We start from the raw sequence: 13406 nt of genomic DNA on the forward strand, positions 1-13406 counted from the left end.
CGTTATGGACATCGAAAAGGTTGCTCGGTTAGAAAGAGGCCAGATGATTCCGTTGCAACGGGATGTTGAAGCCATTGCCATTCCCTTTGGCAAGACTGATACCCTGCCTGAGGATAGCGTTGTCAGTATCATGCAGGCGAAAGGCAGTTCGGTCAGCGTTGGCTACGAAGGTCGCCTGTACTTGATTGAAGGCAGCAACCTTGACGCTCTTGGACTGGCATCAATGCCACGTCCAACGCTTCATGAAGACGCAAGTGACGATGAAATTGAGGCCTTTGTCTGGGAGCAGCTGCGTACCTGTTACGACCCTGAGATACCTGTCAACATTGTCGATCTTGGTCTTGTTTATGGCTGCCGAATTGAACGTCTGATCAGCGGTGAACGTCTGGTGACCATTCGCATGACGCTGACAGCGCCGGGATGCGGTATGGGGGATGTGATTGCCGCAGATGCACGTAACAAGATTCTGGGTGCACCACAGATAAGCAACGTTCACACGGAAATTGTCTTCAGCCCTCCGTGGAGTCGAGACATGATGAGCGAAGAGGCTAAACTTGAGCTGGGTATGTTCTGACCATCAATCGACGGGCAGCATTATTTTATTACTAACGGCGTTTGGCTGATGCGTCTGGATATCATCGCAGGTTTCAAATGGTCGTTAATGACGCTGGGAGCGGCACTTTTGCTGGTGCTGCTCTTTTTTGTGGGCAGCAATCTATGGATACTGGCACGGACTTATCCGGTGATTGAATCGTCTATGGCCCAATGTGGCCCAAAGCAAGTCGGTATAGTCTTTGGTACCTCGCATTGGACACGTGGTGGTTCACAAAACCCGCATTTCTATTCACGCATGAGTACGGCTGCGGGGCTGGTGCATACCGGTCGCGTCGAGCACCTTTTAATATCCGGCGATAATCGTACGCAATCCTACAACGAACCTCGCGCCATGTGGCAGGTGCTGACGCGCTTTGGTGTGTCGCCTGCGCAACTGACACTTGACTACGCCGGCTTCAGTACCTTCGACACCCTGGTGCGCGCCAAGCAGGTGTTTGAACTTGACAAGGCTGTACTGGTGACCCAGCAGTGGCATCTTCCCAGAGCCCTGTATATTGGTCAGGCCTTGGGGATGCAGGTGACCGGTTGTGTTGCAAGCAATCATACCGTCGACGGTGAATGGCGACTACGTATCAGGGAATGGGTAGCCCGTGTTGCCACCTTGGGGGACCTTTACATATGGAAGCGTCAGGCCTACTTTCTTGGTCCTGCCGAGCCCATAGAATTTCCAGTCAATGTTGACGATGCGACATCAACAGGGGACAACGCGGACATTGGATCTGATAACACCCCCTGAACAGTCTTTGCAGCAGTAAGCTGGCCTAAACAGACCCGCTGCGTCGAGGCTTACGCTTCTGTAACTGATAAAGCTCACGAATCAGTTGGCGACAGCCCTTCATGCATTCTTCAACCACTGGCTCTACAGGATCAGGCAAAGGATGTGTGAAAAGAGTGGAAAGCGCCTGCATTAATACACGTTCCTGTTCGAGGAGCTCATTAATCAACACCTGACTATCGTTGCCAACAAAACTTTTCAGGCGGCTCCAGAGCCACAGAAAATCATCGCGTTCCACATCGGCGTCACGTGGCAGCATTTTCAGGTGAGTGCGTGCCAGCTGTTGCAATTGCCCCATCTGCTGCAGGCGCTGTTCGTAATACGGTTTCAGGGTGTCGCGCAGCGATGGACGCAGGCGTTCTATATTATCCTGAAAGTAATCAATGCTGTCTGCCAGCGCTTCAAGAACGCTGTCCATCGCCACTTGGCGATTATCAAGAAACATGAGCGTCTACCTCCTTCGGTGACGCAGATTGTCGCCGCGGCAGCCGTGTTTTGCCACCCCTGCAACGGATTAATTTCGGTTACAAGTTTCAGCCTTTTGGCTTGGGCGGTGCCTTACGCGGCGTCACCGCATTTTTTTCGATATGTTCAATAATCAATCCTGCTATATCTTTGCCTGTTGCCGTCTCAATTCCCTGCAGCCCCGGAGAGGAGTTCACCTCCATAATTACCGGGCCGTGATTTGAACGCAACAGATCAACCCCCGCGACGCGCAAGCCCATCGCCTTAGCAGCACGAATCGCGGTTGAGCGCTCTTCCGGTGTGATGCGGATAACGCTGGCACTCCCTCCACGATGGAGGTTGGAACGGAACTCACCGTCAGCGGCCTGGCGCTTCATCGAAGCGACCACCTTGTCACCAATCACCAAACAGCGAATGTCAGCGCCTTTGGCTTCCTTGATGTATTCCTGCACCATGATATTGGCTTTCATGCCCATAAAGGCCTGAATGACTGATTCAGCGGCCTGGTTGGTTTCAGCCAGAACGACACCGATACCCTGGGTGCCTTCCAGCAGCTTGATGACCAGCGGCGCACTCTTGACCATGGTAATCAGGTCTGGAATATCATCCGGTGAGTGGGCAAACCCGGTGATAGGGAGCCCCAGCCCCTTTCGGGAGAGCAACTGCAGCGAGCGCAGCTTGTCGCGAGAACGGGTAATGGCGACCGAATCATTGAGCACATAGGTATTCATCATTTCAAACTGACGCAGCACCGCGCAGCCGTAAAAAGTGACTGATGAGCCTATGCGGGGGATGACCGCATCAAAGGATTCAATTTCGGCACCCTTGTAATGGATGGAAGGGTGATGAGAGGCAATACTCATATAACAGCGAAGAGTATCAACAACGCGCGCCGAATGGCCTCTCGCCTCGGCGGCTTCAACAAGGCGGCGGGTAGAATAGAGATTACGATTGCGCGACAGCAAGGCAATATGCATTGAGTGCTCCCTTACGGGTCTGTTAGGAGTGGTTCGTTGGCGTTCAGGGTTCGCCGTGAAGAAATTCCGCACCTGGGGCGATCAGCAAGCGGCGCATGGCCCGCCGACCCAACAGCATGGGATGACGCATATCGCTGCGATCAGTCAGGGTAAGTTCAACCGGGAAGTTGAGATCACCCAGCTGGAGGGGAGTCCGCACCACGTAACGCCATTCACTGTGCCCGTTGGAGCTGGTAACACGGCGACGATCGTGGAGGTGTGCCTGGATCCGGTGTGGGGGAGAATCGGGCCCTCCGCTGTGAGTGATAAAGCTTACCCAAAGTTGGCCCTGTTCGTCCTCCGATGTTTCAATCTGCTCGGCATGTAGCGCTGACGTTCGGGCACCGGTATCTGCCTTACAGCAAAGGTGCAGATCAAAATCAGGTAAGACGACCATCTCGCGTCGGCCAATCACCGCTTTCGCCTGGTAAGGTAATTCCTTCATCACGCCTCCTCAGTCTTGCGCACTGGCCGTGTGCGGTGCTAAAGCAGCCAAACGTTGTTGCACGGCTGACCCTCCGGGTGCCTCCTTGAGGAACATTATGACGGGTAAGCGCAAGCGGGGAATCAACGCTAGATCACGAATGACAGCGCCGAAATCCGTTCGCGGGTCCTCGGCCAGACGATCAAGAAAAAGTGGAAGCCGTTGACCGTCTTCCAGATGCCGCCATCCACGCCCCGCAATGGCTGCCAGTATATCAGGCCCGCTGGCCGCTGTATCTTCCAGCAACTCTGTATACCACTGGGATGTTGGTTCGCCAGGAGTGCCGCCGACAGCGCGTATACAGGCGCACAGTGACTCGATATCAGCGGCCTGGGCAGCAAGCTCGCCGCGTGCGATCAAGGCCCTGACAAGTCCTTCATCCAGACTGAGATGTTCGAGGCAATAAGCAAGCGCATGCAAGAGTTCAACCGGCATGTCCAGAAGGCCGTCGGCCAGTTGCTGCGCCTGGCTGGCGTCCATGCGCACCGTAAAATCGGCAAGTCCCTGAAGTCCTAACGCCTGCCAGTCAACGGTCATCTGCTTGCTGAAATAGGCTTCAACCAGTTCCAGATGCTGACTGGCTGGCCGCGACAGTTGCTGCGTCGCCTGGGCATTTAGCATGGCTTGAAAATGGGTTGAAGGCGTGAACACCAATGGATTGTCCTGCATCAGGTGTTCAATCTCATCATGCTTGCCGCCGTCAAGGCCTTGCGCATTGCGACCCAGGGTTTCCAGCAGGCGCTGCAAAAAAGCATCGCGCTGGCCAGGCGACAGATAGCCCTGTTCATCCAGCGGCAGTGCCAGAAACCAGATAGCAGGCTCTGGCATATCACCCAACTGGAAAACAATACTCAAGCGAGCCTGGGCTTGCCAGGGTTCGGGCCAGGGCGCTTCGAGGTTTTCCAGCGCGATCAGGGCGTCTCTGGGGCAGGTAGTCACTCTACGCCCCATGTGGAACAGCAAGACATCTGCCCCACTGCGATCAAAAAAGTCATTGAGTGTTGTAATCGGTTGCATGGCATCCTTCCGTATCTCAGGCGAGCACTTTACCGTGCCATACGCCGCGTGTCAGCTAGCCGCTTGAAAAGTAGGCAAAGCGCTTCAGGCAGATGTGGTCAAAAATTAAACACTCTATGCAGACGCCCATGTTGGCAGGCGTTTCGCCATCCTTCCATAGGTTGTCCACAGCCTCTTGCAGGTTTTCTGTGTATTCTCGGTGGGTGAAAGCCGCACCCAGACCCGCTCGGGGAGTGGTACAAGAGCGAGCACACTGAGACAATAGACCCTGGCATGACAAGATGTCATCGTAGTGACAACAAGAGGTAGGAAAATGACGGTCCATCAACAGCTTTCACAGGCTCTAGGCGACCTGGAAGAAGCCCTGAGGGCATCACAGCTGTGGCAGGTTACAACTCCAGATCCCGCGGCAATGCTCAGTCAGCAGCCGTTTTGCGTTGATACAATGTCATTGCCGCAGTGGCTACGCTTTGTATTTATTCAGCGTCTGCAGGCATTGGCTTATGCCGGTGGTGACATGCCTGCAAAATGTGAGGTGGCCCCGGCGGTGGCGGTCTATCTGCAGCAGGAAAACATTGGTCACCATGAGCAGCAGCGCGTTATCAAGGCGGTTGAGCGTGTGGATGACCTGGTGACCCACAACTGAAGGCACAGGCATGAAACGAAAAAGCCCGCCGTGGCATAGCCATGGCGGGCTTTTCTATGGGTGTGGCTTAGAAACGGTAGCTCAGGCCACCCATGACCACCAGCGGGTCAATGTTAACGGTGCCTGCATCATCGCCAGCTACCGTGGCATCGGTATCGATATCGATGTACCAGGCCGCTGCGTTAAGTGCCCAGTTATCATCAATCAGCAGATCGATGCCGACCTGGCCGGCCGCGCCCCAGGAATCGTCAAGATCCAGGCTAACGCCTGTGATATCAACCGACTCATCATCAAAGGTGGTGTAGTTGATGCCGGCACCCACATAGGGCTGCACACGCGCCTCAGTGCCGCCGAGCGGATAGTATTGAAGGGTCAGGGTTGGCGGCAAGTGTTCAGTAGAAGCCGTATTACCCCCGGTCAGCGCTATGTCATGCTCGAAAGGCAGTGCGGCCAGTAGTTCAACGCCAAGTTTGTCGTGGAACCGATACCCGAGGGTGAACGCAAACTGGGTTTCATCATCGACATCAACAGCCAGTTCGCCAAGGGCTGTGTCCAGCGTGCCGTTGTCGTTTTTAGGGTCGACGTTGGCGGCACCGAAACGAGTGAAGAAATCACCCTGACCATAAGCCATGGCCTGGGTACTGGCAGTGACGGCAACGGCCGCAAGGCCAGCAGCAAAAAGGGTTGGTAGTGTAAACTTGCGCATGGGAACTAACTCCTGGTGTGACTCGATTGATTATCATTGGATAACTGCATGTTCATTAGCATCAGTCTAACGGCACGTGAAGGGCGAGTTATTGATCCAGCGCAATTCTCTTGCGTTTTTAATAATATTAAAAAAAAGCCACCCTGGTGGGTGGCTTGTTTCAACATATATGCAGGCCAGGCCTGTCAATGAGACCAGTCTTATTCGTCATCGAGCGCCAGCAGTGAGGCATTACCCCCCAGCGCCGCCGTGTTGTTGGTGATGGTTTTTTCCGTCGCAAAACGGGTCAGGTAGTGCGGGCCACCTGCCTTGGGGCCTGTGCCGGAAAGCCCCTGGCCGCCGAAGGGCTGAACCCCGACAACGGCACCAATGATATTGCGGTTGATATAGACGTTGCCGACGCGCATGCGGCGGGCAATATCCGCTGCAAAGGATTCATTGCGGCTGTGAACCCCAAAGGTCAACCCATAGCCTCGAGCATTGATTTCATCAATGACCTTGTCCAGCTGGCTGGCCTTGTAGCGCACAATATGCAGGATGGGGCCAAACTGCTCCCGCTCCAGGCGGTCAATGCTGTCAATATTGAAGGCAACCGGGGCAATATAGGTGCCATTCTCAGTGTGCTCAGCAGCCATGGGCGTTTCGGCCACCAGACGACCTTCACTCTTGAGGGTATCAATATGTGCCTGCAGGGCCTTGCGGGCATCTTCATCAATGACCGGGCCAACATCTGTCCCCAGCTGGCGTGGATCACCGACGTGCAGCTCCTGCATGGCCCCTTCGAGGATTCCGCTCACTCGATCAGCCACGTCCTCCTGCACATAGAGCACGCGCAGAGCCGAGCAGCGCTGCCCGGCACTCTGGAAAGCGGACTGGATGACATCGACCACCACCTGCTCGGGCAGGGCAGTAGAGTCGACAATCATGGCATTCATACCCCCGGTTTCGGCGATCAAGGCAGGCAAGGGTGCATTTTCACGCGCCGCCAGGGCACGGTTGATGATCTGCGCGGTATCGGTCCCTCCGGTAAAGACGACGCCTGTCACACGCGGATCGGATGTCAACACACTCCCCACGGTCGGGCCATCACCCGGAAGCAGCTGAACAACATCACGGGGCATGCCCGCCTCGTAGAGCAACTCGATGACACGATGAGCCACGATGGATGTCTGTTCGGCGGGTTTGGCCAGCACGGTATTACCTGCCACGGCCGCTGCCGCGACCTGACCGCAGAAAATGGCGACCGGGAAATTCCAGGGGCTGATAGCGGCGAAGACCCCACGTCCGCCCATGACCAGGTGATTGGATTCACCCGTAGGCCCTGGTAGCTCCGTCGGCTGGGTAAAACCTTCTTCAGCGCGCATGGCGTAGTAATAGCAGAAGTCGACGGCTTCACGAATTTCATCCACACCGTCAGTCAGCAGCTTGCCCCCTTCACGTGAACACAGTGTCATCAATTCGGCCATGTTGTCTTCCATCAGTTCGCCCAGGCGAATCAGGATGGCCGCGCGTTCTGCCACTGGCGTTGCATCCCAGCGCGGGAAAGCCGACCAGGCGGCATCCAGTGCCTGGGTCGCCTGTTGGCTGGTTGTCCACTGTACGCTGCCAACCACTTTGCGGCGATCATAGGGGCTGGTCACGCTATGGGTGCTGGCACTGTCGTCGGTGACCTCAAACGCCAATAGTGGTCTGGCCTGGTAGGTCTTGTCCATGAACGTCTCCATCTTCTCCATCAGCGGGTAGAAGTGGCTACGGATATTCAGGTTGACACCCCGCGAGTTGCGGCGCTTATTACCGAAGATGTCCTTAGGTAGGGGAATCCGTGTGTTAGCCAGGGAGTCATATTGACGCAAGGTTTCTACCGGATGCTGGCACAGCGATTCCACCGGTACGTCCGGGTCGACCAGTTGATGGACGAAGGAAGAGTTGGCACCGTTTTCCAGCAATCGACGCACCAGGTAAGGAAGCAGATCCTTATGCGCGCCGACAGGTGCGTAGATGCGACAGTAAGTGCCTTCAGGGGCTCTGGTCAGGGCTGCATCATACAGAGCTTCCCCCATGCCATGCAGACGCTGGAATTCAAAGGCGCGGGCGTCAGCATTGGCGAGTTCAAGAATGGTGGTGACCGTGTGGGCATTATGAGTGGCAAATTGTGGGAAGATGCGCCCCTGGGTGTCGTTGGACAACAAGAACTGCGCACACGCCAGATAGGCCACATCAGTGGCGGCTTTACGGGTGAATACCGGATAGCCCTCGACGCCGAGCTGCTGGGATTCCTTGATTTCAGTATCCCAATAGGCGCCTTTTACCAGTCGCAGCGGGATCTCGTCGCCCTGTTGCTCGGCTAGTCGATTAATGTAATGCAGTACCGGTAGAGCACGTTTGGCATAGGCCTGCACGACCAGGCCGAAATGTCCCCAGCCCTTGGCAGCATCGCTGGTATAGACAGCGCGGAAGACTTCCAGTGACAGTTCCAGGCGATCGACCTCCTCGGCATCAATGGTCAAAGCGACGTTCAGACTGCGGGCCTTGGTCACCAGCTTGATGACGGTGTCGACCAGCTCGGTCAGTACCTGGTCACGACGGCCAAATTCATAGCGAGGATGCAGGGCAGAAAGCTTGATGGACACAGATGGCGCCGGCGTCCCGTTACCCAGTGTCTTGCAGGTTTTACCGACTTGCTCAATGGCCTTGGCGTAGTCGTCAAAATAGCGCCTGGCATCGTCACGGGTGCGCGCCGCTTCGCCCAGCATGTCGTATGAGTAGGTGTATCCCTTGTTGAACAGCGGCCTGGAGCGCTTGAGTGCTTCGTCGATATCGCGGCCAAGCACAAACTGCTTACCCATCACCTTCATGGCTTCCACCATGGCACGACGAATGACTGGCTCACCAAGACGGTTAACCATGCGGTTGATAAAGTGAGCAGGGCGGCCTTCCTTGGGATGATCCAGATTGAGTACCCGGCCGGTCATCAATAATCCCCAGGTTGACGCGTTTACCATCCAGGATTCACTTTTGCCCAGATGTGCCTGCCAGTCGGCCGGGCCAAGGCGGTCTTCAATCAGGGCGTCGGCAGTCTCTTTGTCAGGAATTCGTAGCATGGCTTCTGCCAGGCACATCAGCATCAGGCCTTCATGCGTATCCAGGCTGTACTGCTGGAGCAACTCATCAATGGTATCCACCGCCGTGTCCATCTTGCGCACGTCGCGCACCAGCGCTGCAGTGTTTGCTTCAATGCGAGCAAAGTCATCACGGTCCGCATTGAGCAGTTTGATCAGTTCATTGACGAAATTTTCTTCATCAACAGCATAATGATCGCTTATACGGGTCATCAGCGTATCAAGATCTGTTTGCCAAATGGCAGGGTCGCGCAGTTTCTTAGCATTGAGCATTGAAGCCCCCAGAAGTCAGAGCAGGAACGAAAGGGACGAAAGGGCATTGAGCGCCCAAAGTTAACAATCGAATGTAGAGGGCAATGCCTTTGCCTGTGTGTCTAATCCATGGCAAAACATGTCAGTTTCAAGGTAAAAAGGTCTGTTTTGCTACTTTAGTAGGGGGTGCTGTGACCGGCAAGAGTTCTGCGTGGATGGGAGGAAACAGCTGGCGAGGGTACCGAAAAGTCCCGGCGCAACTGACGGGGTGACATACCAAAACTGCGCTTGAACGCATGGGAGAGTGTGCTTTGATTGGCAAAACCGGTTTGTACAGCAATATCGGCCAAGGGGAGTCGGCTTTGCATGATCAGTTGTCGCGCAGCGCTGAGGCGTTGTCTACGCACGTATTGCCAGGGAGAGAGGCCGGTTTGCAGACGAAAACGCTCTGAGAAGTGTGTCTCACTCAGGCAGGCCAGTCTTGCCAGGTCGGCAACGCGCAATTCATCAGCAAGGTGATGCTGGATATAACGATTGATCTGGCGCATGTCCAAGCGTTCGTGATGGGTCTGGCTGTTCTCCCCCAGACGCGCCTTCAAGGAGCCCAGTAAAGTGCTTGCCAGGCGATCATGCTGAAAGACGTTGGCATCATTGACGGTGTGGTTAATCTCGCTTTCAACAAAAGCAAGATAGTGGCGTAGCGGGTCATCAAGCGAGAAAAAACGCGGTGCGTCAAACAGGGCAACCAGTTCGCGCTGCTCGCCAGAAAGGGCTGGGGCATCTTCTGGCAAGTCCAGAATCAACTGGCGATTTCTGGCATTTCCCGAGTAATAATGTTCATGGTTGGCAGGCACAATACATCCCGAAAAGGGGTTGATCAGCCCGCCCAGGCCCTCAATTTCAAATTCGGCGGTCCCACACATGGTAATCACGATCTGATGAAAATCGTGAGAATGATGATGTGTCACGGCGTCCAGGGGTAACTGGCGAATCTTGCTAGGCATGATGAGGTCCTCATGCAGGCGAATTATCGACGATGCAGCGAGGTGTGAGCGGCAAGGTGGTCACGTAAGGCCTGGAGTTCAGCTTTGCCTTCCTTGTCCAGCAAGGATTTACCCTGAGCAAGCTGCCAGCGTCTGCCATGTTGATCCATCAAACGTCCAGCACGGCGACGTACACCGTCCAAATATTCATTGTGGCGAATAGGGTAGCCAATAATGGCATTCCATTCTGTCTCGTTGATCTCACTTTCCAGTGCCTTATCAAACAGATTCAGCAGGTCTTCAGGCTCGGTTCTGTAACGTGGTGTACCAGATGTCAGCAAGATGGCCAGAACGCCACCGATAACCAGTACGCAAACACCTAAAATAAGCAAATAGAGCGCCATATTGATGCTCCTGAATGAAAAGCATAAATCCTGTCTGATACTTCAGTATACCCTCGTGACGGCAAAGGAGAAAAATTGCAACAAGTGCGAACTTTCCTGCCACACAGTGTCAGAGATTATGCAAGCCAACACGGCGACGGCAGTTGCCAGCAGTGTTGACGGGTAACCTTAATTGGTTTCATGTTTTCGATCCCTTGCTTATGCTGCTCTTTGAGCAGCTTTTTTTTGTTTAAAAAATAATGGGTTAGTGACTATGGAGGGGGGTTGTTCAATGCTGCAAGACCACCCTTCAGGCTGTGCCGCTGGCTCTTTATTGCTTATCATGGTTGTTTTATCCAGGCGTTTGGCAAGCGTTGAACAGCGTTGGATACTGTTGAATAGCCTGTCCGCAGCAAGGCCTGTCGACATCAGCCAGTTTCCCGCCAGGATGCCCATTTTACGAGAGCTCTCATGCTGGATAATGATGCCAACAGACTACCTGTTGACGAGCACCTTGACGATATAACAAGAGCCTTGTCTTCTGCCTCACGTCTTATTTTGATGGCCCAGCCCGGGGCGGGGAAAACCACTCGGGTGCCATTGGCACTGCTTCAACAGCCCTGGGTCAACGGCCAGAAAATACTGTTGTTGGAACCACGTCGAGTCGCTGCCCGCCTGGCAGCCACCTTCATGGCGGAGCAGCTGGAAGAAAGCGTGGGAGCTAGCGTTGGCTACCGCATGCGGGGCGAAACCCGCTGTGGCCCGTCTACGCGTCTTGAAGTGGTCACGCAGGGAGTGCTGACGCGAATGCTTCAGGAAGACCCTTTTCTGGAAGGGGTGGCGTGTATTATTTTCGATGAGTTTCACGAACGTAGCCTGGAAGCTGATCTGGGGCTGACGCTGGCGCTGGATATCCAGCAGAGCGTTCGGGAGGATCTGCGTCTTCTGGTGATGTCGGCGACCCTGGATACTATCGCGCTGCGCCAGCTACTGGGCCAAAATACCCCACTGATCGAGTGTCCAGGACGGCAATATCCGGTCACGACCGCTTACCGTCCCTGCATTGATAAGGCCGCTATTGATGTTCACTGCGGGAAGGTCGTGGACGAAGCGCTGGCCGATAACACGCTCGGCGATATTCTGGTTATCCTGCCGGGGGTAAAAGAGATTGAGCAAACGGCCAGGAGGCTGAGGGCTCAGAACCTTGATGTCCGCGTTACCTGTTTGCACGGTCGTATGCCACTCAGCGACCAGCGTGAGGCGTTAACCAGGGAACATGGACATCGCAAAGTGATTCTGGCTACAGCCATTGTTGAATCGAGCGTGACAATACAAGGTGTGAATTGTGTAATTGATGCGGGACTTGAGCGCGTGCCTGTTTGCCAGCAGCGCAGCGGTGCAGGGCGACTTGAAACCCGGCGTGTCAACCGTGCCAGCGCCGATCAACGGCGTGGCCGGGCGGGGCGGCAAGGGCCAGGAACCTGCTATCGGCTATGGGCCAAGGAGCAGCCTTTGCCTGCCCATCGCGAGCCAGAAATACAGCAGGCTGATCTGGCAGGCCTGGTGTTTGAGCTGGCTCGTTGGGGGGTGAGTGACCCTTGGCTGCTGACCTGGATGACACCGCCACCGCAGGGCGCCTGGCGAAGCGGCCAGCAGCTATTGCTTAAGTTAGGAGTGCTGGATCATCGCTACCGATTGACGACGCTTGGCCAGCGATGTGGTCGCTGGCCGTTGCCGCCTCGCCTGGCCGTCATGCTTGAAGGCGCTTCACGCTTTAATGCCACGCCGCTGGCGTGTCTGTTGGCAGCGTTATTGCAAAGTGGCGAGCGATTGGGGCCACACCCTGAGCACATGCTGGCGCAAGCGCTGACAGCGCCAATCAAACAACGGACTGCCTGGCATCTCGAGGCACAACGTTTGGCACGTATCGCCGGCGTCGAACTTACCATTCAACATGCAGAGTCACTGGCGCCTCTGGGGGCTTTATTGACATTGGCCTATCCGGAGCGCATCGCGCACCAACTCGCCCCTGGGCGGTTCCAGCTTGCCAACGGCATCATTGCTGACATGCCTCTGGATAGCCCCGAGGCCCATCAAGACTGGCTGTTGGTCATCGAGTGGTATGCGCACCAGGGTCGCCAGCTTATCGGCTCTGCAGTGAGGGTAGAGAAGGCTGTGATGACGTCCCTGTTCCCTGAGATGACGCAATGGCAGCCACAGGTTTACTGGTCTGAACAGGAGGGTAAGCTGATCGCTCGTGAGGTTCAGGCCCTGGGAGCCATTGAGTTGGTCAGTCGTTCCTCACGCAACCGCTTGTCAAAAGCGCTGGTAGATGAAGCTCTGGTTGCAGCAATTCAGCGGCGTGGCTACCTCTCAAGATGTGAGACGTTTCGGCAGTTGCAGGGGCGTATGCATTTGCTCAGGGAGTATGATCCTGAGTTCGATTGGCCAGACTGGTCAGATGATAGCCTGCTGGAGACACTGGAAGATTGGCTGGTGCCATACTTCAATGATCTGCAGCGTCTGAGCGCAGTGGATCAACTGCCGATTGGGAATATATTGCTTGAAACCCTGAGCTTCCAGGCGCGCAAGCGGCTGGATGGCCAAGCGCCGGTGGATTTGAAGGTGCCGGCAGGCCGATGTCTGACGTTGGACTATCGGCCCTGTCGGGATGGGCAGCCACCCGTGATGGCGGCCAAGCTGCAGGCGCTGTTTGGTTGGCAGACAACGCCCCGGCTGGTAAACAACAGAGTCAAGGTGCTGGTGCATCTGCTTTCACCCGCAGGTCGTCCGCTACAGGTCACACAGGATCTTGCGCACTTTTGGCAAAACGGCTATGCCGAGGTGCGCAAGGAGATGAGAGGGCGCTACCCCAAGCATCCCTGGCCCGAAAATCCGCTGACGGCTGCCCCCACTTCATTCACCAAGCGCCGTCAGGATTAAGG

The 13406-nt window shown here is 55.4% G+C and carries 12 protein-coding genes; 4 read left to right on the plus strand and 8 right to left on the minus strand.

Features of this window, described 5'->3' with window-relative positions:
- The first annotated feature begins 4 nt into the window (after positions 1–4).
- Both sufT and LL947_RS06150 read left to right on the plus strand, forming a co-directional pair.
- Positions 5–574, plus strand: a complete 570-nt coding sequence (gene sufT / locus LL947_RS06145; RefSeq protein WP_290821168.1) for a putative Fe-S cluster assembly protein SufT — start codon at positions 5–7, stop codon at positions 572–574.
- A gap of 48 nt (positions 575–622) precedes the next feature.
- Positions 623–1351: a SanA/YdcF family protein gene (locus tag LL947_RS06150; protein WP_499834240.1), complete on the plus strand. Its 729-nt coding sequence runs from the start codon at positions 623–625 to the stop codon at positions 1349–1351.
- 25 nt (positions 1352–1376) lie between these two features.
- Here the strand turns inward: LL947_RS06150 and LL947_RS06155 are convergent, their stop codons facing one another.
- The 4 genes from LL947_RS06155 to LL947_RS06170 form a co-directional block, all read right to left on the minus strand.
- On the minus strand, positions 1377–1835 hold the full coding sequence (locus LL947_RS06155) for a hypothetical protein (RefSeq protein ID WP_290821170.1): 459 nt from the start codon (positions 1833–1835) through the stop codon (positions 1377–1379).
- An 88-nt stretch (positions 1836–1923) separates the two neighbouring features.
- Entirely contained in the window at positions 1924–2832 is a 909-nt protein-coding gene (gene rimK / locus LL947_RS06160) for a 30S ribosomal protein S6--L-glutamate ligase (RefSeq protein WP_290821171.1), read from the minus strand.
- Between the two features lie 43 nt (positions 2833–2875).
- Positions 2876–3316, minus strand: coding sequence for an ATP-dependent zinc protease family protein (locus tag LL947_RS06165; RefSeq protein WP_499834241.1), 441 nt, complete (start codon positions 3314–3316; stop codon positions 2876–2878).
- Positions 3317–3325: 9 nt separating this feature from the next.
- Positions 3326–4372, minus strand: coding sequence for a DUF3549 family protein (locus tag LL947_RS06170; protein ID WP_499834242.1), 1047 nt, complete (start codon positions 4370–4372; stop codon positions 3326–3328).
- A 313-nt stretch (positions 4373–4685) separates the two neighbouring features.
- Here LL947_RS06170 and LL947_RS06175 point away from each other — a divergent pair, with 313 nt between their 5' ends.
- Positions 4686–5018, plus strand: coding sequence for a YqcC family protein (locus LL947_RS06175; RefSeq protein WP_499834243.1), 333 nt, complete (start codon positions 4686–4688; stop codon positions 5016–5018).
- 67 nt (positions 5019–5085) lie between these two features.
- Here the strand turns inward: LL947_RS06175 and LL947_RS06180 are convergent, their stop codons facing one another.
- The 4 genes from LL947_RS06180 to LL947_RS06195 form a co-directional block, all read right to left on the minus strand.
- Positions 5086–5724: an OmpW/AlkL family protein gene (locus tag LL947_RS06180; RefSeq protein WP_499834244.1), complete on the minus strand. Its 639-nt coding sequence runs from the start codon at positions 5722–5724 to the stop codon at positions 5086–5088.
- 200 nt (positions 5725–5924) lie between these two features.
- Positions 5925–9116, minus strand: coding sequence for a bifunctional proline dehydrogenase/L-glutamate gamma-semialdehyde dehydrogenase PutA (putA, locus tag LL947_RS06185; RefSeq protein ID WP_499834245.1), 3192 nt, complete (start codon positions 9114–9116; stop codon positions 5925–5927).
- Between the two features lie 155 nt (positions 9117–9271).
- Positions 9272–10099: an AraC family transcriptional regulator gene (locus tag LL947_RS06190; RefSeq protein WP_499834246.1), complete on the minus strand. Its 828-nt coding sequence runs from the start codon at positions 10097–10099 to the stop codon at positions 9272–9274.
- Positions 10100–10122: 23 nt separating this feature from the next.
- Positions 10123–10482: a hypothetical protein gene (locus tag LL947_RS06195; protein ID WP_499834247.1), complete on the minus strand. Its 360-nt coding sequence runs from the start codon at positions 10480–10482 to the stop codon at positions 10123–10125.
- 450 nt (positions 10483–10932) lie between these two features.
- Between LL947_RS06195 and hrpB the strand changes: the two genes are divergently transcribed.
- The gene (hrpB, locus tag LL947_RS06200; protein WP_499834248.1) at positions 10933–13404 is read left to right on the plus strand and encodes an ATP-dependent helicase HrpB; all 2472 of its coding nucleotides are present in this window, start codon (positions 10933–10935) and stop codon (positions 13402–13404) included.
- The last annotated feature ends 2 nt before the right edge of the window (positions 13405–13406 follow it).

The sequence above is a fragment of the Halomonas sp. BLK-85 genome, assembly GCF_044792155.1.
Lineage (GTDB): Bacteria > Pseudomonadota > Gammaproteobacteria > Pseudomonadales > Halomonadaceae > Vreelandella.